This is a genomic window from Exiguobacterium sp. TDN 0502 (assembly GCF_050846835.1).
Lineage (GTDB): Bacteria > Bacillota > Bacilli > Exiguobacteriales > Exiguobacteriaceae > Exiguobacterium_A.
The window spans coordinates 34,350-60,932 of sequence record NZ_JBOZGJ010000002.1 but is presented as its reverse complement, the minus strand read 5'-3'; the positions used below and the strand labels follow the sequence as shown (position 1 = coordinate 60,932).

General features: G+C 49.5%; 29 protein-coding genes. 28 read left to right on the top strand and 1 reads right to left on the bottom strand.

Annotated elements, in window-relative coordinates:
- Positions 1 to 28 precede the first annotated feature (28 nt).
- From der to ACRPK8_RS03400, 21 genes are all read left to right on the top strand, one after another.
- On the top strand, positions 29 to 1,339 hold the full coding sequence (gene der / locus ACRPK8_RS03500) for a ribosome biogenesis GTPase Der (protein WP_432236952.1): 1,311 nt from the start codon (positions 29 to 31) through the stop codon (positions 1,337 to 1,339).
- A gap of 14 nt (positions 1,340 to 1,353) precedes the next feature.
- Positions 1,354 to 2,379, top strand: a complete 1,026-nt coding sequence (locus ACRPK8_RS03495) for an NAD(P)H-dependent glycerol-3-phosphate dehydrogenase (RefSeq protein WP_432236951.1) — start codon at positions 1,354 to 1,356, stop codon at positions 2,377 to 2,379.
- Positions 2,380 to 2,412: 33 nt separating this feature from the next.
- Positions 2,413 to 2,595, top strand: coding sequence for a DUF2768 domain-containing protein (locus tag ACRPK8_RS03490; protein WP_432236950.1), 183 nt, complete (start codon positions 2,413 to 2,415; stop codon positions 2,593 to 2,595).
- Positions 2,592 to 3,326 carry a hypothetical protein gene (locus tag ACRPK8_RS03485; RefSeq protein WP_432236949.1) on the top strand — a complete coding sequence of 245 codons (735 nt, stop codon included), beginning with the start codon at positions 2,592 to 2,594 and terminating at the stop codon, positions 3,324 to 3,326. The genes ACRPK8_RS03490 and ACRPK8_RS03485 overlap by 4 nt, the downstream gene beginning before the upstream one ends.
- An 85-nt stretch (positions 3,327 to 3,411) precedes the next feature.
- Positions 3,412 to 3,684: an HU family DNA-binding protein gene (locus ACRPK8_RS03480; protein ID WP_012370671.1), complete on the top strand. Its 273-nt coding sequence runs from the start codon at positions 3,412 to 3,414 to the stop codon at positions 3,682 to 3,684.
- A 140-nt stretch (positions 3,685 to 3,824) separates the two neighbouring features.
- Positions 3,825 to 4,403, top strand: a complete 579-nt coding sequence (locus tag ACRPK8_RS03475; protein WP_432236948.1) for a heptaprenyl diphosphate synthase component 1 — start codon at positions 3,825 to 3,827, stop codon at positions 4,401 to 4,403.
- 22 nt (positions 4,404 to 4,425) lie between these two features.
- Positions 4,426 to 5,133, top strand: coding sequence for a demethylmenaquinone methyltransferase (locus ACRPK8_RS03470; RefSeq protein ID WP_432236947.1), 708 nt, complete (start codon positions 4,426 to 4,428; stop codon positions 5,131 to 5,133).
- Position 5,134: 1 nt separating this feature from the next.
- Entirely contained in the window at positions 5,135 to 6,097 is a 963-nt protein-coding gene (locus tag ACRPK8_RS03465; RefSeq protein ID WP_432236946.1) for a polyprenyl synthetase family protein, read from the top strand.
- 93 nt (positions 6,098 to 6,190) lie between these two features.
- Positions 6,191 to 6,607, top strand: a complete 417-nt coding sequence (gene ndk, locus ACRPK8_RS03460; protein ID WP_432236945.1) for a nucleoside-diphosphate kinase — start codon at positions 6,191 to 6,193, stop codon at positions 6,605 to 6,607.
- Positions 6,608 to 6,800: 193 nt separating this feature from the next.
- Positions 6,801 to 7,577, top strand: a complete 777-nt coding sequence (locus tag ACRPK8_RS03455) for a CheR family methyltransferase (protein WP_432237138.1) — start codon at positions 6,801 to 6,803, stop codon at positions 7,575 to 7,577.
- A gap of 21 nt (positions 7,578 to 7,598) precedes the next feature.
- Positions 7,599 to 8,753, top strand: coding sequence for a chorismate synthase (gene aroC / locus ACRPK8_RS03450; RefSeq protein ID WP_432237137.1), 1,155 nt, complete (start codon positions 7,599 to 7,601; stop codon positions 8,751 to 8,753).
- Positions 8,750 to 9,811: a 3-dehydroquinate synthase gene (gene aroB, locus ACRPK8_RS03445; RefSeq protein ID WP_432236944.1), complete on the top strand. Its 1,062-nt coding sequence runs from the start codon at positions 8,750 to 8,752 to the stop codon at positions 9,809 to 9,811. Before aroC ends, aroB begins: the two co-directional genes overlap by 4 nt.
- Entirely contained in the window at positions 9,802 to 11,058 is a 1,257-nt protein-coding gene (gene aroA, locus ACRPK8_RS03440; RefSeq protein WP_432236943.1) for a 3-phosphoshikimate 1-carboxyvinyltransferase, read from the top strand. The genes aroB and aroA overlap by 10 nt, the downstream gene beginning before the upstream one ends.
- Positions 11,059 to 11,093: 35 nt before the next feature.
- On the top strand, positions 11,094 to 12,356 hold the full coding sequence (locus tag ACRPK8_RS03435) for a tetratricopeptide repeat protein (RefSeq protein ID WP_432236942.1): 1,263 nt from the start codon (positions 11,094 to 11,096) through the stop codon (positions 12,354 to 12,356).
- A 28-nt stretch (positions 12,357 to 12,384) separates the two neighbouring features.
- The gene (locus tag ACRPK8_RS03430; protein ID WP_432236941.1) at positions 12,385 to 12,915 is read left to right on the top strand and encodes a ReoY family proteolytic degradation factor; all 531 of its coding nucleotides are present in this window, start codon (positions 12,385 to 12,387) and stop codon (positions 12,913 to 12,915) included.
- 185 nt (positions 12,916 to 13,100) lie between these two features.
- Positions 13,101 to 13,541, top strand: a complete 441-nt coding sequence (locus ACRPK8_RS03425; RefSeq protein ID WP_432236940.1) for a DUF2487 family protein — start codon at positions 13,101 to 13,103, stop codon at positions 13,539 to 13,541.
- Positions 13,542 to 13,645: 104 nt separating this feature from the next.
- Positions 13,646 to 14,152 (top strand): Rieske 2Fe-2S domain-containing protein, encoded by a 507-nt coding sequence (locus tag ACRPK8_RS03420; RefSeq protein ID WP_432236939.1) that lies wholly within the window; start codon positions 13,646 to 13,648, stop codon positions 14,150 to 14,152.
- A gap of 3 nt (positions 14,153 to 14,155) precedes the next feature.
- Positions 14,156 to 14,827 carry a menaquinol-cytochrome c reductase cytochrome b subunit gene (gene qcrB / locus ACRPK8_RS03415; protein WP_012370658.1) on the top strand — a complete coding sequence of 224 codons (672 nt, stop codon included), beginning with the start codon at positions 14,156 to 14,158 and terminating at the stop codon, positions 14,825 to 14,827.
- A gap of 40 nt (positions 14,828 to 14,867) precedes the next feature.
- The gene (locus tag ACRPK8_RS03410) at positions 14,868 to 15,659 is read left to right on the top strand and encodes a c-type cytochrome (protein ID WP_432236938.1); all 792 of its coding nucleotides are present in this window, start codon (positions 14,868 to 14,870) and stop codon (positions 15,657 to 15,659) included.
- 54 nt (positions 15,660 to 15,713) lie between these two features.
- Positions 15,714 to 16,316: a DUF1405 domain-containing protein gene (locus tag ACRPK8_RS03405; protein WP_432237136.1), complete on the top strand. Its 603-nt coding sequence runs from the start codon at positions 15,714 to 15,716 to the stop codon at positions 16,314 to 16,316.
- A 45-nt stretch (positions 16,317 to 16,361) separates the two neighbouring features.
- On the top strand, positions 16,362 to 17,042 hold the full coding sequence (locus ACRPK8_RS03400) for a zinc metallopeptidase (RefSeq protein ID WP_432236937.1): 681 nt from the start codon (positions 16,362 to 16,364) through the stop codon (positions 17,040 to 17,042).
- 44 nt (positions 17,043 to 17,086) lie between these two features.
- On the opposite strand, the gene ACRPK8_RS03395 is transcribed toward ACRPK8_RS03400, so the two are convergent.
- Positions 17,087 to 17,974 carry a YitT family protein gene (locus tag ACRPK8_RS03395; RefSeq protein ID WP_432236936.1) on the bottom strand — a complete coding sequence of 296 codons (888 nt, stop codon included), beginning with the start codon at positions 17,972 to 17,974 and terminating at the stop codon, positions 17,087 to 17,089.
- Positions 17,975 to 18,143: 169 nt separating this feature from the next.
- On the opposite strand from ACRPK8_RS03395, the gene bshA reads away from it, so the two are divergent.
- From bshA to dinG, 7 genes are all read left to right on the top strand, one after another.
- Positions 18,144 to 19,286: an N-acetyl-alpha-D-glucosaminyl L-malate synthase BshA gene (gene bshA / locus ACRPK8_RS03390; protein ID WP_432236935.1), complete on the top strand. Its 1,143-nt coding sequence runs from the start codon at positions 18,144 to 18,146 to the stop codon at positions 19,284 to 19,286.
- Positions 19,240 to 20,406, top strand: coding sequence for a CCA tRNA nucleotidyltransferase (locus ACRPK8_RS03385; RefSeq protein ID WP_432236934.1), 1,167 nt, complete (start codon positions 19,240 to 19,242; stop codon positions 20,404 to 20,406). Before bshA ends, ACRPK8_RS03385 begins: the two co-directional genes overlap by 47 nt.
- On the top strand, positions 20,376 to 21,347 hold the full coding sequence (locus ACRPK8_RS03380; protein ID WP_432236933.1) for a biotin--[acetyl-CoA-carboxylase] ligase: 972 nt from the start codon (positions 20,376 to 20,378) through the stop codon (positions 21,345 to 21,347). The genes ACRPK8_RS03385 and ACRPK8_RS03380 overlap by 31 nt, the downstream gene beginning before the upstream one ends.
- A 248-nt stretch (positions 21,348 to 21,595) precedes the next feature.
- Positions 21,596 to 22,435, top strand: coding sequence for a 3-methyl-2-oxobutanoate hydroxymethyltransferase (gene panB, locus ACRPK8_RS03375; protein ID WP_432237135.1), 840 nt, complete (start codon positions 21,596 to 21,598; stop codon positions 22,433 to 22,435).
- A complete protein-coding gene (gene panC / locus ACRPK8_RS03370) occupies positions 22,432 to 23,262 on the top strand; it encodes a pantoate--beta-alanine ligase (protein WP_432236932.1) in 831 nt (276 codons plus the stop codon). The genes panB and panC overlap by 4 nt, the downstream gene beginning before the upstream one ends.
- A 2-nt stretch (positions 23,263 to 23,264) precedes the next feature.
- Positions 23,265 to 23,648 carry an aspartate 1-decarboxylase gene (panD, locus tag ACRPK8_RS03365; protein WP_053453717.1) on the top strand — a complete coding sequence of 128 codons (384 nt, stop codon included), beginning with the start codon at positions 23,265 to 23,267 and terminating at the stop codon, positions 23,646 to 23,648.
- Between the two features lie 103 nt (positions 23,649 to 23,751).
- Entirely contained in the window at positions 23,752 to 26,565 is a 2,814-nt protein-coding gene (gene dinG, locus ACRPK8_RS03360; RefSeq protein WP_432236931.1) for an ATP-dependent DNA helicase DinG, read from the top strand.
- Positions 26,566 to 26,583: the final 18 nt, after the last annotated feature.

Sequence of the window (26,583 nt, the reverse complement as noted above, 5' to 3'; positions counted from 1 at the left end):
AGCGAGAGAAGAGAAAGAAGGTGTTGGGATGGCAATTCCAGTCGTGGCGATCGTAGGTCGCCCAAATATCGGAAAGTCGACGATTTTTAACCGGGTGATTGGAGATCGGGTTTCAATCGTAGAAGACAAGCCAGGCGTTACCCGCGACCGTATTTACGGAACTGGAGAATGGCTGAATCGTCATTTTCATTTGATTGATACAGGTGGAATCGAAGTCGGGGATGAGCCCCTACTTCAAATGATGCGTCATCAGGCGGAGCTCGCCATTGATGAAGCGGACGTCATCATTTTCATGGTGAACGGACGCGAAGGAATCACAGCAGCGGATGAGGAAGTCGCGAACATGTTGTTCCGTTCGAACAAACCGGTCGTCGTCGCTGTCAATAAAGTGGATAATTTTGAAATGCGTGATCTGATGTATGAATTCTACTCTCTTGGATTCGGAGACTTGTTCCCGATTTCGGGTACGCATGGTCTTGGTCTCGGTGACTTACTTGACCGTGTCCTTGAACTCGCACCAGATAAAGAAGAGTTGGAATATGACGAAGGCACGATTAAGTTTGCCTTGATCGGTCGCCCGAATGTTGGTAAATCAAGTATGACGAACTCGATTCTTGGTGAAGAACGCGTCATCGTCTCAAACATCGCCGGTACAACGCGTGATGCGATTGATACACCGTTTACGCGAGATGAGCAAGAATACGTCATCATCGATACGGCAGGGATGCGAAAACGCGGGAAAGTCTATGAATCAACCGAGCGCTTTAGTGTCATGCGTGCTCAAAAGGCAATCGAGCGGGCAGACGTCGTCTGTGTTGTACTTGACGGGGAAGAAGGTATCATCGAGCAGGATAAAAAAGTTGCTGGTTATGCCCATGAAGCAGGTCGTGCAATCGTCATCGTCGTCAACAAGTGGGATGCTGTCGAAAAAGATGATAAGACGATGAAAAAAATGCAAGAAGAGATTCGCGAAGAATTCCGATTCCTCGACTATGCGCCGATCGTCTTCGTTTCAGCAAAAACGAAACGACGTTTGCAGACGTTGTTACCGGTCATTCAACAAGCAGCGCACAGCCATGCACAACGGATTCAGACAAGCGTCTTGAACGATGTCATCGTCGATGCGGTTGCAATGAACCCGGCACCGACGGATAAAGGGGTTCGTCTGCGGATCAACTATGCAACACAAGTGGCATCACGTCCACCAACGTTCGTCTTGTTCGTCAATGATCCTGAATTATTGCACTTCTCATATAAACGCTATCTTGAAAACCGAATCCGTGAGGCATTTGATTTTACAGGTACACCGATCCGGATTCTGGCTCGTCAAAAACAATAACGGGGTGAAGCAGTATGACCAAAATCGCAGTCATCGGAGCGGGAAGTTGGGGAACCGCCCTCTCGCTCGTCTTAGCTGATAATGATCAAGAAGTCATTCTTTACGGTCGTGAACAAACGAACGTCGACCGAATCAATCGACATCATGAAAATGCGCAGTTCTTGCCGGGTGTCGTATTGCCACAATCGTTAAAAGCGACGACGGATTTAAAAGAAGCGGTCACTGGGGCGACGCACATTCTAATCGTCACGCCGTCTTCTGCGATTCGGACCGTCTCACGTCAACTGAATGCGTTGCTGACGGATCCTGTCGTGTTGATTCACGCTTCAAAAGGGATTGAACCGAAGACACATCTGCGTTTATCCGAATTGATCGAAGCAGAAATCGATCCTGCGAAACGAAAAGCCGTTTGTGTCTTAACAGGTCCTTCGCACGCGGAGGAAGTCGCTTTGCGAAAACCGACGACGGTAACCGTAGCTTCTGATGATTTAGAGGAAGCCGGTCGTGTCCAGGAACTGTTTACGAATGAGAATTTCCGTGTCTATCTGAATGCCGACATCATTGGAGCAGAGCTTGGTGGAGCACTCAAAAACATCATCGCACTTGCTGCTGGCATGACGGATGGTCTCGGATACGGAGACAATGCCAAAGCGGCGCTCATCACGCGTGGTATGGTTGAAATAGCACGACTTGGTACGTTGCTCGGTGCAAATCCGATGACGTTCACCGGTTTGACAGGAATGGGTGATTTGATCGTCACCTGTACATCTGTCCATAGCCGGAACTGGCGCGCGGGGAATGCGATTGGTCGGGGTGAGAAATTAGAAACGGTGCTTGAGAACATGGGAATGGTCGTCGAAGGTGTCCGAGCGACACAAGCGGCATATGATTTAGCGGAAACGAAGCAATGTGAATTGCCGATTACGTCCGCGCTTTATCATGTCCTGTTTGACGGACATACACCCGAAGAAGAAGTCAAAAAGTTGATGCAGCGACCGCAGAAAAACGAGATCGAGCATCTCTTCGCGACGAAAGATTAACGGAGTGGGGTGGAAACCTTGAGTCCAGGATTAATGAAAATGTGGATCTCGTTCGCTGGCATTGGACTCTTTGCGATCAGTGTCTTACTGGTCACAGTCAGCCGAACGAAGTTGAAAGGGATTTGGCAAATTCTCGTTTCGACGATAGCCTTCGTCTGTTTCATCGTTGCCTCCATCATCATGGTGTTCATCGTCATGGCGGGGCCGAGCGCATGAAAAAATGGTTCGTTCTACTCATGCTCATGCCGGTGATGCTGTTGTCAGGCTGTCTATTTCCTGATAGTCAAAAGCCGTCAAATCGTGTACCGTATCCGCAACAACTCCGAACGGTTCAGGATGCTGTCGATGCCTATCAGAAAGATACGGGTGTTTTACCCATTAAAACGATGGATGCTGATACACCACTCATGGAACGGTACCAGATTGAACTAGGTCGTCTGATTCCTCGTTATATGAGTGATCCGCCTTCGAACAGCTTCGAAGGTGGCGGGACGTTCATTTATTTACTGGTCGATGTCGAAACGAAACCGACCGTTAAACTGATGGACCTGCTCGTCGCGGAAGAGCTACAGAAGTTACAAGTGCGGATTGATGCGTATCGTAAGAAAAATGATAAGTATCCGTTCAAAGGGTCGTTCGGAAAAAATCAGTTTACGCTTGATTATAAAAAATTGTTCATCAAAAAAGAACCGACTGTCCCAAGTCCTTACTCGGATGAGCGGTTATCGATTTATGTCGATGGTCAAGGGCGCCTGTTCATCAACTATTTACCAGAGTTGAAAAAAGCGGTCCAAACTGCGAAGAAAAAGCCGAAAGTCGGTCAGGATATTCGGTATTTACTTTACGAAGATCAACCTTTTGTTCCCGCTTATTCCCAAAGCTATACGATAAACGAAAAAGGCGAACCTGTGTTTTCGGAAAAATCGAGCGAAGAATCTGAAAATTGAACGTTATTTACACGAAAATGTTGTAATATCAACGTTTATGGGGTATGATTACCCTCGAAGAAGTGATTGGGAGGGGGTGAAAGTAATGAACAAAACTGAACTCATTCAAGCAGTCGTCGAAAAATCAGGTCTTACGAAAAAAGACGTGACGAAAGTTGTTGAATCAACATTCGAATCGATCACTGAGACACTTCAGTCTGGAGAGAAAGTCCAATTGATTGGATTTGGTAACTTCGAAGTCCGTGAGCGTGCAGCCCGTAAAGGTCGCAACCCACGCACGAAAGAAGATATCGAAATTCCAGCAAGCAAAGTACCTGCCTTCAAACCAGGTAAAGCGCTTAAAGATGCTGTGAAGTAATTTGGCTACATAGTCGCCCGAGAAATTCTCGGGCGGCTTTTTTGTGGACATTCAGAAGCGTGAAAGCCCGCCGATTATGGTATATTAAAAAAGAAGAACGTCCATCAACGGGATGGCACTGGAGATCGGGGGGTAAAAGCATGGAACAACAAGAGCTGCGCGTGGATGAAATCATCACTGCACTCACCACTAAACAAACGACACGATTGGCTCGACATGTGGATTTCCCTTCCATCGATCGTGAACAGATCAGTTGGTTGGTTGATGTCGCTCAGCAAGATGCGCTTGATACGGAAGCACTTGTCAAGGCGATTCATTTCGCTCAAGTCGCGCTGCGTCTGCATGAACGTGTCAATGAGACGCTCCGCGGTTCAAAAGAACGTCAGCTTCTCGTTTTGGCAGGAGATTTATTCTCCAGTTATTTTTTCGAGCAGTTGGCAGGATTACCAAAAGAGATTCTCGTCTCACTCGGTCGTACGGTTCAACGTGTCAATGAAGCAAAATGTGCCTTGCACGAAATGAACTATGAGACGACGGAAGAACGGGTTCTGTTATGGTTAACGGCGGAATTCGGCTTAGTGCAGGGACTAGCGACCATCAGCAAACGAGAATGGCTGACACGACAAGGGCGACGGATCATTCAGGATCAGGCAAAACGATTGGATCCTGTCGCTCAGAAATTACTGTTATCGCATCTGGAACAGATGGCGGTAGCATGAGATCTTGGAAAGGGTGAGCGGTGTGCAGACAAAAGATAAAGAAAAAAAAGTGTATGAAGTATTTCAATCGATTTCAACGAACTATGACCAAATGAATTCGATCATCAGTTTTCGGTTGCATAAATTATGGAGACGCGAGACGATGCGGCGGATGCAAGTGTTCCCTGGCGCAAAGTGTCTTGATCTTTGTTGCGGAACAGCTGACTGGACGATCCAGCTGGCAAAAGCAGCAGGACCGACTGGCGTCATTAAAGGACTTGATTTTTCAGAGAACATGTTAAAGGTCGGTGTTGAAAAGGTAGAAGCGCTCGAGATGAAAAACATCGAGTTGATTCACGGAAATGCGATGGACTTACCATTTGGGGACAACTCCTTCGATTACGTAACGATTGGTTTCGGCTTACGGAACGTACCGGATTATTTACAAGTCATTAAAGAGATGCATCGTGTCCTAAAACCGGGTGGAACGGTCGTTTGCTTAGAGACGAGTCAACCGACTGCTCCGATTTTCCGTGAAGCCTATTCACTGTACTTCGGAAAAATCATGCCACAGGTCGGCCGATTGCTCGCTAAATCATATGATCAATACAATTGGTTGCAAGAATCGACGGAAGTTTTCCTCGACCGCGTCGAACTGAAACAACTCTTCGAACAAGCAGGCTTCATGCAGGTAGAAGTCAAGGCATTCGCGGGTGGGGCTGCTGCGATGCACCTTGGGAAGAAGTGGTGAGATGTCACTGCACTCCATTTATCGTGATGTCACAAAAGAAGTTAATTTAGTCGACCGTTTTTTGATCAGCCATATTGCTTCAGAGGAACCGACGATCGATGCGGCAGGAAAACAGCTGCTCAAAGCAGGTGGAAAACGGATTCGTCCAGCATTCGTGCTACTCGCATCGAAATTCGGTGAGGCAGATCGGGACGAACTCGTACGTGTCGCGGCAAGTCTTGAACTCGTTCATATGGCATCCCTCGTTCATGATGACGTCATCGATGACGCTGAACTTCGACGCGGAAAACCGACTGTCATGCAATATTTCGATGAGGAAGTCGCTCTGTACTCCGGTAACTATCTGTTCGGAGAAGCTGTCCGCTTGATTGGGGAAGTCGGTAAGCCGGAGCTCGTCCAAGTCATGGTGCATACGATGCGAGAAATTTGTGAAGGAGAGATCGAGCAGATTTATGATCAGTATGACTGGGACCAATCAATTAAACGGTATATCAAACGAATCGAGCGAAAAACAGCGATCTTGATCGAAGCAAGCTGTCACCTGGGTGCCATTGTCGCTAATTGTTCGGAAGCTGATACGAAAGCGCTACGGTTATTCGGTCGTGATATCGGTCTTGCGTTCCAGATTGCGGACGATTTGCTTGATTTCACGGCGAATCGGACACAACTCGGAAAGCCGGTTGCCGAAGATTTGCGTCATGGGCATAAAACCCTTCCCGTCTTTTATGGTGCAGAGAACGCTGACTTCTATGAACGTCTTTCGCAAATCGAGAGCATGCCGACCCACGAGGAAGTGGCGCCTTTGCTATCGTTCCTACAGACGTCCGGCGCCTTGGAACGAACACAACAAACGGTTGATCGTTATATTCAGCGAGCCATCAAACGGCTTGAACCATTGCCTAAATCCTCAGCAAAACGGTCACTTGAAGAAGTGGCGCGGTACGTTGGGAAACGAAAAGGATAAAGATTGTCAAAAATTTCTTGATGTTCTTTCCGAATGCCAGTAAACTGACTATGTAAGCGCTTTTCTAAAAGCATTTCATAGGGGGAACTAAAGATGGAACAGACATTCTTAATGGTCAAACCAGATGGCGTAGAACGTGGATTGATTGGGGAAATCATCGGACGGATCGAACGCAAAGGATTCATCATTCGTGAAATGAAGATGATGAACGTCATGGAAGAGTTAGCCAAAGCTCATTACGAAGAGCACGCGGAGAAACCGTTCTTTGGAGAGTTGGTCACTTTCCTCACATCAGGTCCTGTCGTGGCGTTACGTGTTGAAGGCGCTGATGTCGTCGCAGTCTCTCGTCTAATGATCGGGAAGACGAAACCGCTCGAGGCAGCACCAGGAACAATCCGCGGTGATTTTGCGAATACGATGAGTGAGAACGTCATTCACGGTTCAGATAGTGTAGAAAGTGCGAAACGTGAGCTTGCGCTTTGGTTTCAAGGACAGCCAGTTAACGCATGATACTTGAATAACGAGACAACGGGGAAGGGATTCGATCACATCGAATCCCTTTTGTCGTTTTTATTGCAAGCAGGAGTGACGAGACGTATCAATTGATTTTTGGAATGCCTATAGCTTTATGCTACTATAGAAAATAAGTTGAAGTGATCACAAGCGTGATCAGTCGATATCGAGAGTGAGCGAGGTGTGCCAATTGGAAGATTATGAACTTTTCATTCAACGATTCAAGACCAAGTCAGGGATTGATCTCGGTCAGTATAAAGAAGCACAAATGAAACGACGGTTGACGGCATTACGTGACAAAAAGGGATACAGCACGTTTGCCTCCTATATGCAGGCGATGGAGAAGAGTACATCTCTCTATGAGGAGTTTTTAGACCGGATGACGATCAACGTCAGTGAATTTTTTCGCAATCCGATTCGCTGGCAACAATTGGAGCAGGATATTCTACCGATCCTTGAATCGCGGGCACACGGACGAATCCGGACATGGAGTGCCGCATGTTCGACTGGAGAAGAGCCGTATTCCCTTGCCATGATCTTAAGTGAACGACTCGACCCTTCTGCCTTTACCATTCAGGCGACCGATTTGGATGAACTGGTGCTTGAAAAGGCGAAACTTGGACGATACGGAGCTTCTGCTTTGAATGAGGTCGTCGAGGCGCGTAAAAAGCGTTATTTCATGGAACAGGAACAAACGTTTGAAGTCGTACCGGAGATTAAACGGCTCGTCCGTTTCAGTAAACATAATCTGCTCGGCGATCGTTATGATACGGGATTTGACCTGATCATCTGTCGGAATGTGCTGATTTATTTTACTGAAGAAGCCAAAGCGCATGTCTATCGTTCATTCGTCAAAGCATTAAAGCCAGGTGGCATCTTATTCGTCGGCGGAACGGAACAGATTTTCCAACCGGAGCGCTTCGGTTTGAAAATGAAACAAAGCTTCTTTTATGAAAAAATCGGCTGAAGGTAGGAAGGGATGAAGCAAATGCGTTACATGACAGCAGGAGAATCACACGGAAAAGGATTAACCGTCATCATTGATGGAATGCCAGCAGGTCTGACGATTGACTTTGAAGCCATTCAGCGTGAAATGACGCGACGTCAAGGCGGATATGGTCGCGGAAGACGGATGCAAATCGAGCAGGATCAGATCGATGCGCGCGGTGGTATTCGTCATGGATATACGACGGGATCGCCGATCAGTCTATTCATCGAAAACAAGGACCATACCCACTGGACGCAGGTGATGCAAGCGGAACCGCTCGAAGAACAGCTAGAACGACCACGGACCTTGACACGTCCGCGTCCGGGACATGCGGACCTCGTTGGCGGATTGAAGTATGACCATCGTGATTTACGCGACGTACTCGAGCGCTCTTCAGCGCGTGAGACGGCCGCACGTGTGGCTGTCGGAGCATTTGCTAAACAATTGCTAGCTGAACTCGGGATTGAAATTTTTTCACACGTTCGATCGATTGGTGGAATCGATGCGCCATGGAAAGATCCAGTAATCCATCAAGCAACGATTGATGCTTCACCGGTACGATGCGTTGACGAAACCGCAGGAAAGCGGATGATGGAAGCAATTGATGAGGCGAAACAAGAGGGGGATACGCTCGGTGGAGAAATCGAAGTCGTCGTCACCGGGATGATGCCTGGCGTCGGTTCGTTCACCCAAAACGACCTGAAGCTCGATAGCCGCATCGCGCAAGCCGTCATCAGTGTCAATGCGATGAAGTCGGTTGGTTTCGGCGATGGGTACGAGCTCGGAAGACGCAAAGGCAGTACGGTTCAAGATGAAATCATTCATGATGCGAATGGTTATAGTCGACGAACGAACCATCTCGGTGGAATCGAAGGCGGGATGTCGACAGGGATGCCGATCCGGGTCCAGGTAGCGATGAAGCCGATTCCGACACTCTACCGACCGCTTCAATCGGTCGACATCGAGACGAAGGAAGCTTTCACGGCTCAAATCGAGCGGAGTGATGCCTGTGCTGTTCCGGCAGCTTCCGTGGTATTAGAGGCTGTCGTGGCATTCGAAATCGCAGTCGCGATTCTTGAAATGTTCGGAACATCAACGCTGAAACGTCTTCAGGATGCAGTAGACGCCTATAAAGAGGAGGTTCGGGCGTTTTGATCGATTTAGACATCCGGTTGAAACCTACTTACCCAGTACGTATCGGAGTCGGAGCATTAGCGCATCTCGCAAATCTTCAAGCTGTTCAGGAGGCCGACCGCATCTGGATCATTACGGATGAGACGGTCGGTCGACTACATGTACCAGCTTTGTTAGAAGCACTCGGTCAACAGATCGATACGAGTGCGATTCATATCAGTACGGTACGACCAGGTGAACAAAGCAAAACGCTGACCGTATACGGCGGACTCCTCGAAGAAGGCGTCCGTATGGGCATGACGCGTAACAGTCTCATCCTCGCATTTGGCGGCGGGATGATTGGAGACTTGGCAGGATTCGTCGCAGCTAGCTTTTTGCGGGGGATTCCGTTCATTCAAATTCCGACGACGTTACTTGCCCATGACTCGAGTGTTGGCGGAAAAGTCGGTTTGAACTTACCGCTCGGTAAAAACTTGGTCGGTGCCTTTTATCAACCGGTCGCTGTCCTCTATGATTTGACACTCCTGCAGACAATGCCAGACCGGGAATGGCGTAGCGGTTTTTTTGAACTCGTCAAGCACGGTCTGTTGGCGCGGCCGTCGTTTGCGGATACATTGCTTGAAGCATCGCTCGACACGATCAAAGGACTCGATTTAGAAGAGTGGCTTGCCCGTGGCATCCGTGTCAAACGAGATATCGTCGAACAGGATGAGACAGAACAGGGGATGCGGGCATTTTTGAATTACGGGCATACGTTCGGACATGCCGTCGAATATGCGAGTCACGGTCTGTCACACGGAGAAGCCGTCGGGATCGGTCTTGTTTTCGTCAAATGTCTCGAAGGGGATGTACAACAAGCGGAGCGGATCGCCCGACTGATTCACCGTTTGGATACGAAACTCCCTGCCCGAAAACCGTTCGAGACCTATCTTGAACTGATGCGTCGGGATAAGAAGAATCAACAGGCAACCATACGTTTCGTCCTCGAGCAAGAAGGACGTTTCATCGTGAAATCCGTAGACGATGAACAGCTTCGTCAAGCGTACAATCAAACTGTGAGGTGTTTAGCATGGGTTTAAACGGAACCGTACAAGTACCCGGAGATAAATCAATTACACACCGTGCTTTTCTATTCGGTGGAATTGCATCAGGAACGACGCGCGTCAGAAATGCACTTGAGGGAGCCGATTGCCTTGCTTCCTTACAGGCGATGCAGTCGCTTGGTGCGAAAGTGGAGCGGACTGCCGACGAAATCCGCATTACCGGTACGGATACGCTTCAGGAAGCGACGATCGACTGCGGCAATTCCGGAACGACGATTCGCCTCTTGAGCGGTATTCTAGCCGGTGGTGAAGCGTCGTACACGCTTGACGGCGATGACTCCTTACGACGTCGTCCGATGAAACGGATTTTAGAACCTCTGACTTTATTCGGGGCAAAGCTGGACGGAGAAACGGCTCCGATTCATATTACGGGCACGCCACTAGTCGGAACGACCTATACATTACCGGTTGCAAGTGCGCAGGTGAAAAGTGCTGTCCTCCTCGCAGGTTTATATGCAAACGGGGAGACGACGGTCATCGAGCCGGTTTTATCACGTGATCATACGGAACGGATGCTGCCGCAGTTCGGCATCGATATCTCGATTGACGATTTCGAAGATGGACGTCATATTCGATTGCAAGGTCCAGCGCGTCTGCGTGCCACGGCGATTGACGTTCCTGGAGATCCATCATCTGCTGCTTTCTGGTGGACGGCAGCCGTCATCGGGCAAGAAAGTCGCATCACGACGACACATGTCCTGATGAATCCGACTCGAGTCGGGTTCTTGCAGACATTACGTCAGATGGGCGCAAGTGTTGAAATCACGAACCGCTCTGAAACTGGTGGGGAAGAGACGGCGGACGTGACGGTTGAGACGACAGCTTTACAAGCGATTACGGTGGAAGGGGAACAGATTCCATCGTTAATCGATGAAATCCCGTTACTTGCTCTGCTTGCGACACAGGCAGAGGGGCGGACGGTCATCCGGGATGCGGAAGAGCTCCGCGTCAAAGAGACGGACCGGATCGAGACAGTCGTTGCGGCGTTAAAACGGCTCGGTGCACACATCGAAGCAACAGACGATGGGATGATCATCGAAGGACCGACACCATTACAAGCAGCGGACGTCGACAGTGCCGGCGATCATCGACTGGCGATGATGTTGACGATCGCAACGACGATCAATCCTGAAATTACGGTTCATGGACGTGAAGTAGTTGAAGTCAGCTACCCAACGTTCTATGATGATTTAAAGAAACTTCAATCCGGCATACCTGAATAAGGAGCAGTCGGACGACAGAAAGTGGGGCGTTTGCCTTGAACGAACAACTATTGAACGGCATTATCGAAGAATTGGAACATGGACACACCTCCGAAGCCTTAACGGCGTTAGAAGCATTAGAAAAGTCGGGCTCAGACGAGGATCGTCTGGCCGTCGCAGATCTTTACATTGAACTCGGTCTGTCCGACCGGGCGGTCAACCTGCTTGCACCGCTTTACGTCGAGTACGCCGGTAACGCTGGCGTCGCTTTGTTACTCGCTGAATGTTACATCGACCTGGATCGGGAAGAGGAAGCGATTTCCGTGCTCGAGCAGGTGGATCCGTCGGACACGGAATACGGTCCCCGGTCGCTCGTGTTACTCGCAGACCTCTACCAGTCACAAGGACTGGATGAAGTTGCGTTAGCGAAGCTGAAGGAAGCCCGTAATCTTGCACCGGAAGAACCATTGCTCGCATACGGACTGGCTGAACTGTATATGACGCTTGGTGCGTTTGATCAAGCCGTTCCATTGTTCGCGGAAATCGCCGAACGTCCTGAGTTGCGTGCTGAATTACCGCTCGACGCCCTATACGCAGAGTCACTCGCGATGACGGGTCAGTTCGAGGATGCGATTCCACTGTATGAGCGCGCTGTTGCTGAACGGTCTGATTTGCATACACTGTTTGGTCTTGCGATGACGGCGCACCGTGTCGGACAACACCAAAAAGCGGTTGAGACGTTCCAGCAATTGATCGCACAGGATCCGGACTATACATCCGCGTATGTCCCGTATGCGGAAAGTCAAGCTGAACTCGGTCTGACGAAGGAAGCGTTGAACGTCATTAAGCAAGGGATGGAACGAGACGACTATAACGACGAACTGCGGACGATGGAAGCCTTATTCCTTCTGAAACTCGGCGACCGGTCCGGAAGCGTTCAAGCCTTACGCGAGGCGCTTGCCTTAAATCCGGAATCGATCGTCGCAGCGGAGCGTCTTTTGTCATTGCTTGCTGAGGATGAGGACCACGATGCCATGCTTGAGACGATTTCAGCCATCGAAGAACATGTCACGGCTCCGATTTTGACATGGTATCGGGCACGCGCTCTATATGCCTTGGAGGAATATACGCAAGCGATGGAGCATTATGCCTCAGTCGAAGCCGCGTTCACGGAAGATGCCCTCTTCTTGAAAGAGTATGGATTTGCCCTCGTCGAAGAAGGGCGGCGTGAAGAAGGGCAGCAGTTCTTACGTCGGGCTGCCCAATTGGCACCAGAGGATAATGAACTCGTTGATTATGTAGAACGAATGAATGAGTGACTTCATGGGAGAAGGGAGTAGGATTGAGATGATAGAGAAAAAGCAACGCTTCTTACGCCGCATCTTAACCTATTACACGCTAAAAAGACGAGAAGCAAAATGGCTTATCGATTACTGGTTGCGAAATGAGGAAAAGCTCGACCATGTCCATTTCGTTCAAAACGCGATGTTTGCGCCTAAAGCCATCATCATGACGACATACGGATTCGATGCAGAGCCATTCCTGTTTAAAAAAGGGGATGTGAAGACGACGGATCCAGAAAAGGCCTATCATGATATCCGCTTGACGACAGAGGATGTTTATATCGAGCTCAACTTCCAGGGGATGATGATGGACGATGAATATCTTTCATTACTAGAAGAGAATCCGTTCCGTCCGGAAGTCGCCGTCGAACCAAGAGTTGCCGATGAGGCGACACACTTCATTGCCGTCACCGTCAACCGTCAGGAAGAAGAACGGTTAGTCCGACTGATCGATGAAGCATTAGATGCTCGGGATCAAAGCAGGTTCCACTCTCTCTCCGAACAATTGCGACTCGTTAGAAGCCAGTTGCCCTAAACGCTTGATCATATCACCTGTTGCAAGGTGGTATGATCCTTTTTTGTATGTGAAGATTTGTGCAAAATATGAAGAAAAATAGACTGGAATTTCATAAAACGTTCACATTAAAGAAGCAGGAGGAAATGTGGATATGATACATTAAATGTGACGAATTGTAAGTACGAAAGAAAGGGGGAAATGACTTGCGTTTCAAACCATCCGACGTACAGCGGACACGAAGCGAGCAAGCGTATATCGATACGCTGATCGTGCCTTTGCTTCCGATCGGTTTCGATGAGGCGATGCATGCCTACGCGGAATGCGCAGACATGACATTGACGGTGGCGTCCGAAGTCGAACGCCAGCTATCCGGACGGGCGTTGCTCTTACCCGCCATGACCTATATCGATGAACCGTCGATTGGACAGTTGGAAGGATGGCGTCAAGCGGCTGCTTCCGGGCAATTCCGTTTCATCACCTTCATCACCGCTGATTTAAGGTGGAAGGAGACTGCCGCCGAAGAGATTATCTACGTGCCACGTCTAGCTCTTGAGACGATGAGTCGTGACCAACAAGGTCAGATGGTCGGGAATTTTGTTGGACAAGTTCTCGAACAGTTAGGAAACCGTTGGACCGCGCTATGAAGCGGTTGACGCAATGATTTTATTAAGATACTATTACCATGTGAGAAATTTGTGTGAAGTACTGTCGTCTTGGGGCACAGCGTACATCACAAGGGGGGATCGAGATGGCTCAAAACGGGTCTAACGTAACACGTCGTCAATTCTTGACGTATACATTGACAGGCGTCGGCGGTTTCATGGCGGCGACGATGGTCATGCCGATGGTCAACTTCGCAGTTGATCCAGTCCTGAAGAAATCAGGAGCAGGCGATAAAGTAAAAGTAATGAAGTTGTCGGATATCACGACAGAACCAAAACGGGTCGACTTCAAGAAACAAACGCAAGATGCGTGGTATGAGTTCGAAGAAACATTGTCTGCTTGGGTGTTCAAAGATGAAAAGGGAGAAATTTTGGCTCTTTCACCGATTTGTAAACACTTAGGTTGCCAAGTCAGCTTCGGCGCAGATCCGACGCACCCGGAGCAATTCTATTGCCCATGTCACTTCGGACGGTATACGAAGGATGGCACGAACGTACCTGGTACGCCTCCTACGAAACCACTCGATGAGTATGAAATGCAACAGAAAGATGGTTACCTCTACCTTGGTAAACCAGTCGAAAGAGGTGCGTAAGCGATGATGCAAAAAATCTATGATTGGATTGATGAGCGCGTTGACATTACGCCGCTCTGGCGAGATATCGCCGACCATGAAGTACCGGAGCACGTCAACCCGGCACATAACTTTTCAGCTTTCGTTTATTGTTTTGGCGGATTGACGTTCTTTACGATCGTCATCCAGATTCTTTCGGGGATGTTCTTGACGATGTATTATGTACCGGACATCATCAACGCACACGCGTCCGTCTACTATCTTCAAAATGAAGTCGCGCACGGACAAATCGTTCGTGGTATGCACCACTGGGGCGCATCTGTTGTTATCGTAATGTTGTTCCTACATACATTACGTGTCTTCTTCACTGGTTCATACAAAAAACCACGTGAATTGAACTGGGTCGTCGGCGTTCTCTTGTTCTTCGTCGTCTTAGCTCTCGGTCTGACAGGATACCTATTGCCTTGGGACATGAAAGCCTTGTTCGCAACAAAAGTTACGATTCAGATTGCTGAAAGTATTCCGGTCATCGGTGGTATCGCGAAGACCCTCCTTGCGGGTGGAGAAATCGTCGGCGCAAGTACAATCGCTCGATTCTTTGCGATTCACGTCTTCTTCCTTCCTGCAGCATTGTTCGTCTTGCTCGGGGCCCACTTCATGATGATCCGTAAACAAGGGATCTCTGGACCACTTTAAACCGACTATCATCTAGACAACAAAAAAGGGGGAGAACACGATGCATCGTGGTAAAGGAATGAAATTCGTCACCGATTCACGGGTGTCGATCAACAACCGGATGCCGAACAAGTCGAAAGACTATTCGGAATATCCAGGTCGAACGGAAGCGTTCTGGCCAAACTTCTTACTTCGCGAATGGATGGTTGGAGCGGTCTTCTTGATCGGCTTCATGACACTGACAATCGTCGAAGCAGCACCACTTCAAAACATTGCCGATCCGACGAATACGTCGTACATTCCACTTCCGGACTGGTACTTCCTATTCCTCTATCAGCTCTTGAAATACCAATTCGCTGCAGGTCCATACATCTTGATGGGTACGGTCATCCTTCCAGGTCTTGCGTTCACAGCACTTCTCGTCGCGCCATGGCTCGACCAAGGTCTTGAACGTCGTCCTGCGAAACGTCCGATCGCAGTCAGCATGATGCTCCTCGCAGTCGTCTCGATCGTCTTCTTGACATGGGAATCCGTTCAAACGACTCACTGGGATACAATCCACAAACAAGGTGAGTTGACGATGGACGAAGGACCAAAAATTGATACATCGGCTAAAGGGTACGAAATTTATTCGAACCAGTCATGTGTCAACTGTCATGGTAAGAACCTCGAGGGTGGCGCGGCAGCTCCAGCACTCGTCGGTACGAAAAAGACAGAAGAAGAGATTTATGATATTGCAGTCAAAGGTATCGGTTCGATGCCTGCTGGTCAGTTCAAAGGATCAGATGCGGATCATAAAGAACTTGCGAAATTCATCGCTTCATACGGTGAAGGCGGCGAAAACAATAAATAAGCCAAAAGCCGGGGGAGCAATCCTCCGGCTTTTGTCGATGATGAGGTGAAACCATTGCAAGGATTACTTACGTTACTCCGCCATAAAGCCGTGCTTTGGATCGTCGGATTGATCAACTTAGCAGGCACCTTATACGGTTACTACTGGTACGAACCACAACTTGCGACATCGAAGTGGTATTATTATCCGTTCATTCCGGATAGCCCAACCGCATCGCTGTTCTTTACGATCATCGTCTTTCTTTGGATCTTCGGTCGACGTTCCCGGTTGTTTGAAGCACTCGCCTTCGTGACATTGATCAAATACGGCGTCTGGGCGGTCGTCATGAACGCCTTGATGCTGAATGAACTCGGTACGTCAAACGCCTATTTAACCGCAATGGCACTGATGCTGATGGTGTCACATGGAGCGATGGCGTTCCAAGCGTTACTGTACAGTCCCGTGATGACGTTTCGCCCGAAGGAACTCGTTCTTGTTGCGATTTGGGTCATCCATAACGACGTCGTCGATTATGTCCTCGGGCAATGGCCGCGGTATCCGGCACTCGCTGAACATATCCAGTGGATCGGATACGGTTCGTTTTGGTTGACGGGATTATGTCTTTTGATGGGATATCTGCTTGTTGCGCGCGATTCAATTGACAATAAGGTCGCTTGAACATAAAATAGACCTATAATCAAAAAAAGAAAGGAACGATGTCTCGTGGCAAACTATTTGATTTATCTCGCGATCATCATCATCGTCCCGATTTGGGCTCAGATGCGGGTGCGGAGCACCTATAAAAAATACCAGGATGTTCCGATTCAAAGCGGGGTGACGGGAGCGCAGGTCGCTGACTTCATCATGAAGCAAAACGGCATCACGAATGTCCGGCTCGAGCCGATCGGCGGAACGATGTCCGATCATTATGACCCGACGAACAAAGTCGTTCGTCTGTCGGAAGACGTCTACTACGGTTCGACGGTTTCAGCCGTTTCGATTGCAGCACACGAAATCGGTCACGTCATTCAAGATGCGACGGACTATAACATGATGCGTGTCCGCCACCGGATTGCACCTGTCGCGTCGATCACGTCGAATTTATCGTTCCCGCTTCTGTTGGTTGGTCTATTTGCCGGTTTCAGCGGTCTTGCGATGCTCGGCGTCATCTTGATGCTCGGTGCGGTCGTCTTCCAACTCGTTACGTTACCGGTCGAGTTCGATGCTTCAAACCGGGCAATGGCACAGTTGACAGAACACGGTATCATCGATGCGGAAGAAGAACGCGGTTCACGCCGTGTCTTGAATGCAGCCGCTTGGACGTACGTCGCGGCAACACTCGTTGCCGTCGCCGAATTCCTTCGTCTCGCCTTGATCGTCTTTAACCCATCAAGCGATGATTAAACAGAAAAACACGGATTGCTCAAGCGAGCGATCCGTGTTTTTGTTTACGTTTCTTTAATCGGAACCCGGTTTTCGTCGAACGTAAACCCTTCTCCCGTCACTTCATAGACATCATGTAAGGTGATGAAAGCGTGCTGATCGACACTTTTGACGAGTGTCTTCAAGCGATTGATTTCGTTGCGGGCAACGACGACATAGAGTACTTCGAGATCGCGTCCCGAATACCCGCCTTTTGCAATCAGACGGGTCGTTCCCCGGTTCATCGTCGCATGGATGCCGTCCGCGATTTCCGTCCGGTGATCACTGATGATCATCGCTGCTTTTCCGGCGTACGTCCCTTCTTGCATCCAGTCGATGACGCGGGCACCGACGTAGACGGCGAGTAATGTATACATTGCCTGTTTGTAGTCGAGGTACGTCAAGGAGGCGATGATGACGAAGAAGTCGAAGATCAAGAACGTCCGACCGATCGACCAACCGAAGTAACGTTTCGTCAAACGGGCAATGATATCGACGCCGCCTGTCGTTCCGCCGTTATTGAAGATGATCCCAAGTCCGACACCGATGAAAACACCGGCGAACAGTGCCGCTAACACCATGTCTTCCCGTAAATCAAAAACGAGTGGGGAATACTTCGCGATCAGACCGTACCAAAAGGAAAAACTAAACGTTCCGATGAGCGTGTAAACGAACGTCGTCCGCCCGAGGATCTTATAACTGACGAAGAAAAGCGGAACGTTCAGGACTAAGTTCGTGATCGATGGCGATAAACCGAACAAGCCTTTTAAAATCAGGGTGATTCCGGTGAACCCGCCTTCTGCGAGTTCATTTTGGACGTTAAAATGATAAATACCGAATGCAAAAATGAATGATCCGACCAAAATCCAGAGAATGTTCTGAATCCGGATCGGGAACTGGAAGGGAGGTGCCATTTCCATTTGCTCCTTTCAAACAAGACTCTTTCTCTAGGGTAACGGTAGGGTCAGAAAAAGACTAGCATTTCCTCGGAAAATCAGTCGAAAAGTGGTGAGTGTGGTCATTCCGGTCGATTTTGCTTAGAATAGAGACGAATAGAAGTCATAAAGAGAGTGTGGTCTTAACATGAAAAAAGCAATTGGAATTCTCTGTTACCCATCCGTCGGCGGCAGTGGGGTCGTCGCAACAGAGCTTGGAATGAAATTAGCCGACCGTGGACATGACGTTCACTTCATCACGTCGAGCATGCCCTTTCGCCTGACGGAATATCGTCCAAACATTACGGTTCATTTGGTGGAAGTCAACCAATATTCCGTTTTTAAATACCCACCGTATGACATTACGCTGGCATCAAAAGTAGCAGAAGTCATCGATCTGTTTGATCTCGATGTCATCCATGCGCATTATGCCGTTCCGCATGCGGTCTGTGCGGATCTCGGTCGAAACATGGCGAAGAAAAAAGGCGTTGCCGTCGTGACGACATTGCACGGAACGGACATCACCATCATCGGTCAGGATCTTGAGATGCAACCGGCGATCCGGTACGGCATTGAACGATCGGATGCCGTCACGGCCGTCTCAGAAAGTCTAGCGCTTGAGACGAATGCGACGCTCAACGCGCACTTCGATATCGACGTCATTGCGAACTCGATTGATGAGAGTGTCTATTATCCGATGCGTGACGAACGATTGAAACGACACTATGGCATCGAATCGGATGAAATCGTCGTCATCCACATCTCGAACTTCCGACCGGTCAAACGGATTGATGATACGCTCGCAGCATTTGCGATTGCAGCGAAGGACCGGAAGATGCGTCTACTGCTCGTCGGAGATGGTCCGGAGATGGGGCAGACACGGCGACGGGCAAAAGAACTCGGTATTGATGACAAAGTGATTTTTGCTGGCAAGCAGGAACATGTCGCGCAGTTGCTTGCCATCAGTGACATCCATGTCCTGCTCTCGGAAAAAGAAGCATTTGGACTCGTCGTCCTCGAAGCAATGGCAATCGGAGTCCCGAGCATCGTCTCAACGGCTGGTGGTTTACCGGAGGTCATTCAGGACGGGCAGACCGGGTATATCGTTCCGACGTACGATGTCAAAATGGCAGCGGCACGTATCGGCGAACTTGCAGACGACCCGATGTTACGCGAACGGATGGCAGAGGAAGGGATTCGTGATACGCGGCGCCGTTTTGATTCGAACGAAATCGTCCGCCGTTATGAACAAGTTTACGAACGGGTGTGTGCACGTCATGAACTTGCTTGAAGGGGCACATCACATCATTGAAACGATCGAACAGGCGGGTGGTGAAGCCTATATCGTCGGTGGTGCCGTCCGTGACATGCTGCTCGACCGGTTACCAGGAGATTACGATTTAGCAAGCTCGCTGTTACCGGAACAGATCATCGACTTATTCCCGGTCGTCATTCCAACGGGACTTGAACACGGTACGGTGACCGTCGTTCTCAACCACGTGCCCTACGAAATCACGACATTCCGTTCTGAAGCGACATATAGCGACCGCCGGCGACCGGATGCGGTGACGCTTGGTGTTAGTTTGGAAGAAGATTTGACACGACGTGACTTTACGATTAATGCAATGGCTCTCAGACCGACCGGACGCGTCGATTTATTCGGCGGCGAACAGGACATCAAAGAGCGGATCATAAGGACGGTCGGTACGCCGAAGGAACGCTTTGATGAGGACGCGTTACGAATGATGCGGGCATTTCGTTTCATGAGCCAACTCGAATTCGATCTTGATCCAGCGACGGAACAAGCGATTACGGAACTCGCCCCACATCTAGCCGCTGTCGCGATTGAGCGGATTGCGATTGAGTTCGAAAAGCTGTTACTTGGACCAGGAAAGCAACAAGCACTTAACGCAATGCTCCGCACTGGAATCGAACGGTATCTACCAGGTATGGATGCGATAATCATAGAAGCGCTGGCTAAGCAGTCACTCCAAGGTGTCTCAAAGGATGCTGTCTGGACGCTCGCACTCGATGCCGGTCTAACACGCGATCAATTGACGCGTTGGAAACGGTCGAAGCAACAAGTGCATCTCGCTGCGCGCCTGGCACCACTAGTACATCGCCCTTTAACGGATTGGGATCGTTATCAGTTATCAGATGAGGAACTGGACGTTTTGCGTCAAATGACAGGAAACGATTATCCGGATCGCTCGGACTTACCGATTCGAGGACGAAAAGAGCTTGCTGTAGACGGAAAAGATATGATTCGTTTTGGTCTTCGAAAACAACAGATCAAAGAAGCGCTGTTGCATTTAGAGTTCGGCGTTGTCGTACACGCTTTCCGAAATGATCAGGCATCCTTGATGGAGGAGGTAAAACGTTGGCACATACAGTCCGAGAACAAATCCTGATGGAACTACGCAAGCGGACATGGTATTCAGGGCAGGAGTTGGCAGAGACTCTAAATATTTCACGTACCGCTATTTGGAAACATATGCAAACATTAAAGGATGAAGGCTATCACATCATCTCCAATAAAAAACAAGGCTATCAATTAGTCGACGAAGGGGATTTATTGACACCCATTGCAATTGAACAATGGTTAACGACATCACGTCTTGGTCGACGAATCCTTCATTTTGACGAACTCGATACAACGCAGCGGATCGCACACGAACAAGCCCAGCAGCAAGCAAAAGAAGGAACACTCGTCGTCTGCGATCATCAGACGAACGGACGAGGGCAACTGGGACGAACCTGGCATGAAGCAAAGAACGAGGGCATCGCGATGAGTCTGCTCGTCCGTCCGGATGTACCGATGCATCAAGCGGGACAATTAACGCTTGTAGCCGGAATTGCACTGGCAAAAACATTACGTTCACTTGATACACCAGTCACGATCAAATGGCCGAACGACATTCTGATCAATGGTCGTAAAGTAGCAGGAATTTTAACGGAGATGCAGACCGAGGCAGATCGGATCAGTTCCGTCATCATCGGTATCGGTATCAATGTCCACCATCAGCAGTTTTCGGAAGGGATCAAAGATCGTGCTACTTCGCTCGTTCGAGAATCAGGAAGGAATTTCCGACGTGCGGAGATCGTCGCGACTTTTTTGAATCGATTTGAACGACTATACACACAGTGGCTCGAGCTAGGGTTCGGATCTTTCGTCTCCGAGTGGGAAACACTCGCAGATCGTTTACATGAACGAGTGACGCTACGGACACGTCAGATGACCGCTTCCGGAATATTGCTTGGTATTGACGAGACGGGCACGATTCGGATTGAGACGGAAACAGGGGAGACCCGTTTCCATTCGGCAGAGCTGATTTACTGGGAAAAAGAATGAGGGTTTGAATCAGACGGTTTGCAGAGAGCTTTTCCCGTCATGTATAATAAAACCACGGATGGTATCCGCTTGCCGGAACCATACCGAATTGACAGGTGCCAGTTTTAGCTGTTTCAACTGCCTTGATCTTAACGGACAGGGACAGAAGGACGATATTCAATTATTCCGCCTTCTTTTCCGCATGCATTTATTTTGGAAAGAAAGGCGTTTTCCTTTTGTCCTCCCTACACACGTAAGGAGAGAACATGATGCACACAATGGGTCCACTACTCAAAAAACAACAGGCTGGAGAAAAGCTCGTCATGCTGACGGCGTATGACTATCCTTCAGCAAAATTATCGGAAGCAGCAGGAGTTGATATGTTGCTCGTCGGCGATTCCCTCGGGAACGTCATCCTCGGCTATGATTCAACAATCGCCGTCACAGTCGATGATATGGTTCATCACGCACGTGCGGTACGTCGTGGGGCACCTCAGACATTCATGATCGTCGATATGCCATTTGCGAGCTACCATGGTTCATTTGATCGCACGCTTGACGCAGCAGCGCGCATCTTCCAAGAATCCCAGGCAGATGCCTTGAAACTCGAAGGAGCAGGGGAGATTTTAAAGACGATTCGCCGTTTGACGGATGCCGGGATGCCGTGTGTCGCACACCTTGGACTCACACCACAATCCGTTGGTGTTCTCGAAGGCTTTAAGGTCCAAGGGAAATCATTAGAAGCAGCCGAACAACTGATTGCAGATAGTTTGGAAGCAGAGCGTTCCGGTGCGAAGATGCTCGTCCTCGAGTGTGTGCCGCATCCGCTCGCAAAACGGATTCAAGAGCTCCTCTCGATTCCCGTCATCGGAATCGGTGCCGGTGCAGACGTTGCCGGACAAGTCCTCGTCTATCATGACATCTTGACGTATGGTGTCGGACGATTACCGAAGTTCGTCAAAGCCTACACGGACTGGAATACATCTGGAACGGAAGCCATCGCTGCTTACGTCAAAGATGTCAAAGCCGGTGCGTTCCCAGAACTTGCGCATTCGTTTCAAATGGATGAAGAGCTGATCGGTGCGCTTTATGGAGGAAACAAGGAATGAAGATTGTTCAAGACGTTCAGACGTTACGAGAGCTTTTAGCGGGAGCGGATTCCGTCGGTTTTGTACCGACGATGGGCTTCCTGCATGAAGGGCATGCCTCATTACTCAAACAAGCACGTCAGGAGAATGAAATCGTCGTCTTAAGTATTTTCGTCAACCCGACACAATTCGGACCAAACGAAGACTTGGATCGTTATCCACGGGACGCAGAACGGGATCAGAAAATCGCGGAAGCAGAAGGTGTCGATTACCTGTTTTATCCGACGAATGAGACGATGTATCCGCTGGATATGGCCCGTGTCACGGTCCGGTCAGGAGACGATGTCTTATGCGGTGCGTCTCGGCCGGGACATTTTGATGGTGTGTTGACAGTCGTCAGCAAACTATTGAACGTCGTCCGTCCAATACGTGCGTATTTCGGGTTAAAAGACGCGCAACAACTCGCGTTAATTGAAGCGTATGTCGCTGATTACTTCGTTCCGGTTGAAATCGTCCGTTGCCCGATCATTCGCGAAGCGGATGGACTGGCAAAATCGTCACGTAATGTCTATCTATCGGACTCGGAGCGGGCGCAAGCACCGGGAATCCAGCAGGCACTGCAGCAAGCAAAACAAGCACTTGATCAAGGCGTATCGGTTGAAACGGTTCTCAAATGGACACGCGATGCGCTTCAATTCGAGGGAACGACGATCGATTACGTCGAAGCCGTCGATTATCCATCACTACGACCCGTCGCTGAACACACGACGACGATTCTCTTAGCTGTCGCCGTGCAGTTCGCATCGGCACGCTTGATCGACAACTTACTATATACGAGAGGAGCATGACGATGTTACGCACATTCATGCACGCTAAACTACACAAGGCCCGAGTCACCGAGGCGAACTTACATTACGTTGGTTCGATTACGATTGATGAAGATCTACTCGACGCTGTCGGGATTTTGGAAAATGAAAAAGTCCAAGTGACGAACAATCAGAACGGTGCGCGGATCGAAACATATGCCATCAAAGGGGCTCGTGGATCAGGTGTCATCTGTTTGAACGGTGCGGCAGCCCGTCATTTCCAAGTCGGGGACGAGGTCATCATCATGGCATATGCCCAACTGTCAACGGAAGAAATCGCGACTCATGTACCTAAAGTTGCGGTCCTCAACGAACAGAACGACATCACACAAATGTTGTCTCAAGAAATCGCCCACACGATCTTATGAAATTTTTAGAGACCCGACCATGCCAGCGGGTCTCTTTTTTTGTTAAGATGGAACATGAGATGCCATCCGGTAAAGAGGATGGATTAAAGGTGGAGGATCAGTGTTGAAGAAAAAGTACGTCGTAGTCGACCTGGAAACGACAGGTCACTCCATAAAAGCTGGTGATGAGATGATTGAGATCGGCATGGCGGTCATCGAAGATGGACAACTGACAGAACAATTGTCTGCCTTCGTGCGTCCGACACAACCGATTCCTCCGTTCATCTCCCAGCTGACGGGTATCACGGATGCAGATGTTCAGGATGCTGAAACATTTGATGTCATCGCACCGCGTGTCTTGTCCCTGCTCGATGGTGGTGTCTTCGTGGCCCACAACGTGCAGTTTGATCTGAATTTTTTAAATGATGCGTTAGAAGAAGAAGGTTACTTACCCTATACGGGTCCAGTCATCGATACAGTGGAGCTTGCACGGATTTTACTTCCGACAGCAGAAAGTCATGCCCTTTCCCATCTATCGGAAGCCTTGCAGCTCGTACATCAGGAAGCGCACCGGGCGGGGAGTGATGCTGCGGCAACGGCTGAATTACTGCTTGAACTATTGCGACGGCTCCAACAGTTACCGCTTGAGACGTTGAAGCATTTAAGACGGTTATCCCCGCGCCTTTTTAGTGCGGTTGAAGAGGAAATCGATCATGCGATTCGTTCGGTCGGCATCGAAGAAGATGCACGGTTTGATCGGTTCCGGAAAATCGCTTTAAGAAAGCGCCGGACGATTGAACGCTTGGCGCATCCGCCCGTTCTTGAACCGTTCGGACCATTCGTCGATGAATTGAATGCCGTCACGTTTCCACGGTTGTTTGAAGGCTATGAAGAGCGGCGTGGACAACTTGAGATGATGCGCCACGTGTATCAATCGCTTGATCAAGAGGCACCGTTACTCGTCGAAGCGGGAACCGGAACAGGAAAATCACTTGGTTACTTAGTTCCAGCTGCCCATTACGCGCTCGAACATGAAGTTCCGATCGTCGTCAGTACACATACGATTCAATTGCAGGAGCAATTGTTCGCACGTGATTTACCATTGCTGCGCCAATTGTTCGATGCACCGGTCCAAATCGCGCTGCTTAAAGGACGGAGTAATTATATCGATTTACGGAAATTCGAGTTTTTCTTGAACGACCAGGAAGAGGCGTATAACTTCACGCTCGCAAAGGCGATTCTGCTCGTCTGGTTGACGGAGACCGAAACCGGAGATTTAGAAGAAGTCAGCTTACCGGGTGGTGCAGCGCAAGGAAACATCGGGATTAAACAGTTGATTCAATCAGACAGCCAATCGCAGCTCGGACGGTTTGATCCATGGTACAGCCGGGACTTTTTCCAGCATGCGATTCGCCAGGCGAAGGATGCAACGATCATCGTCACGAATCATGCGTTGCTGTTCAGTGATTTGCAATTCGAAGCAGGAGTCTTACCAAAAGGCAGTCCGTTGATTTTAGATGAAGCGCATCAAATCGAAGAAGTCGCGAGTCATCATTTCGGTCTCGTCTTCGATGGTCATACGTTCGACCGGCTGTTCCGTCAGCTCGGGTATTCGTCCGATAAAAAACTGTTGCACCGCTTGCTGGACTTGTCGGAAGAATGGGATATTTCCGAGATGGTCGAAGCCCATAGTGAGACGGTCGATGAAGCACTGACGACGCTGCTTGAGGAAGCAGACGGTCTGTTGATGATCATTCAAGCATACGGACTTGAGCTGGCTTCTCGGAAAGCACGACGGGAAGGGATGATCAGCATTCGTTTCAAGCGACTCGATCGTTCGATGCGTGCCGTCCAGGAGAGTGCCAAGCGGGTTGAATTGGTCTTGCGCCGCCTGCGTCAGGCAATCCGCGCGATTCATAAGCTGTTCCATGAACACCGGGAACAGATGAGTTACCGCGAGCGATCGCTCGTCGCGGACCTAAAAGCAATCACGTCGCAAATCGAGGAAGCGGAACTTGCGATCTTCGAGACGATGCTTGCCCCGCATGACGAGACGGTGTCATGGATCGAGACGTCCGTCAAGAACCGAAAGTTGACACGGGTCTATACACAACCGATTGATATCTCGGAGCGACTGCGGCGCGATGTCTTTTCAAAGCGCACGTGTATTCTGACATCAGCGACGTTGACCGTCTCGAACAAGTTCCAGTTCATTGAGAACCGATTAGGACTCGATGCATTTGAGACACGACGGTTCGTTGTGCCGTCGCCGTTCGGATATGCCGATAACGTGCGATTGATGATTCCGACGGATCTTCCACTCCTACAGGACGTACCATTGCCGGAATTTGCGGAGACGATTGCGGAAGCCATCTTACAAATTGCGGAGGTGACGGAAGGACGGATGCTCGTCTTGTTTACCTCAAACGACTTGCTACGACTGACGCACGAGGCAACGAAGCCGTTGCTCCCAGACCGGTTTACGTTACTCTCACAAGGGGTCACGCAAGGTTCACGGCAACGACTGATGAAGCAGTTCAAGCAACTCGATGCCTGTATCTTGTTCGGAACAGCAAGTTTTTGGGAAGGGGTCGACATTCCCGGAGATGACCTCAGTTGTCTCGTCATCGTCCGCTTGCCGTTCGCCCCACCGGATCAACCGATCGTCCAAGCGCGCTCGGAACGGATTGAGAAACTCGGAAAATCGTCATTTTTCGAGTACAGTCTACCGCAAGCGATCATTCGCTTTAAGCAAGGATTTGGTCGCCTGATCCGGACGACGAACGACCGGGGTGTCGTCTTCGTGCTCGATCGCCGGATTGAGACGACGCGTTACGGAAAACGGTTCGTCACGAGTCTACCGAAAGTACCTGTTTTATCAAAACCGCTTGACGAATTGACGGCTGAACTTGAATTGTTCTTGAATGATGGCGATTGAGTCTATTCAGATAAACCC

Bases quoted from the DNA above. Each gene is read 5' to 3' on its own strand.
- bshA (WP_432236935.1), top strand. From the start codon at position 18,144: ATGAAAAAAGCAATTGGAATTCTCTGTTACCCATCCGTCGGCGGCAGT.
- ACRPK8_RS03485 (WP_432236949.1), top strand. From the start codon at position 2,592: ATGAAAAAATGGTTCGTTCTACTCATGCTCATGCCGGTGATGCTGTTG.
- ACRPK8_RS03385 (WP_432236934.1), top strand. From the start codon at position 19,240: ATGAACAAGTTTACGAACGGGTGTGTGCACGTCATGAACTTGCTTGAA.
- panD (WP_053453717.1), top strand. From the start codon at position 23,265: ATGTTACGCACATTCATGCACGCTAAACTACACAAGGCCCGAGTCACC.
- ndk (WP_432236945.1), top strand. From the start codon at position 6,191: ATGGAACAGACATTCTTAATGGTCAAACCAGATGGCGTAGAACGTGGA.
- panC (WP_432236932.1), top strand. From the start codon at position 22,432: ATGAAGATTGTTCAAGACGTTCAGACGTTACGAGAGCTTTTAGCGGGA.
- aroC (WP_432237137.1), top strand. From the start codon at position 7,599: ATGCGTTACATGACAGCAGGAGAATCACACGGAAAAGGATTAACCGTC.
- ACRPK8_RS03420 (WP_432236939.1), top strand. From the start codon at position 13,646: ATGGCTCAAAACGGGTCTAACGTAACACGTCGTCAATTCTTGACGTAT.
- ACRPK8_RS03495 (WP_432236951.1), top strand. From the start codon at position 1,354: ATGACCAAAATCGCAGTCATCGGAGCGGGAAGTTGGGGAACCGCCCTC.
- ACRPK8_RS03490 (WP_432236950.1), top strand. From the start codon at position 2,413: ATGAAAATGTGGATCTCGTTCGCTGGCATTGGACTCTTTGCGATCAGT.
- panB (WP_432237135.1), top strand. From the start codon at position 21,596: ATGCACACAATGGGTCCACTACTCAAAAAACAACAGGCTGGAGAAAAG.
- ACRPK8_RS03475 (WP_432236948.1), top strand. From the start codon at position 3,825: ATGGAACAACAAGAGCTGCGCGTGGATGAAATCATCACTGCACTCACC.
- ACRPK8_RS03465 (WP_432236946.1), top strand. From the start codon at position 5,135: ATGTCACTGCACTCCATTTATCGTGATGTCACAAAAGAAGTTAATTTA.
- ACRPK8_RS03395 (WP_432236936.1), bottom strand. From the start codon at position 17,974: ATGGCACCTCCCTTCCAGTTCCCGATCCGGATTCAGAACATTCTCTGG.
- aroA (WP_432236943.1), top strand. From the start codon at position 9,802: ATGGGTTTAAACGGAACCGTACAAGTACCCGGAGATAAATCAATTACA.
- ACRPK8_RS03410 (WP_432236938.1), top strand. From the start codon at position 14,868: ATGCATCGTGGTAAAGGAATGAAATTCGTCACCGATTCACGGGTGTCG.
- der (WP_432236952.1), top strand. From the start codon at position 29: ATGGCAATTCCAGTCGTGGCGATCGTAGGTCGCCCAAATATCGGAAAG.
- qcrB (WP_012370658.1), top strand. From the start codon at position 14,156: ATGATGCAAAAAATCTATGATTGGATTGATGAGCGCGTTGACATTACG.
- ACRPK8_RS03480 (WP_012370671.1), top strand. From the start codon at position 3,412: ATGAACAAAACTGAACTCATTCAAGCAGTCGTCGAAAAATCAGGTCTT.
- ACRPK8_RS03430 (WP_432236941.1), top strand. From the start codon at position 12,385: ATGATAGAGAAAAAGCAACGCTTCTTACGCCGCATCTTAACCTATTAC.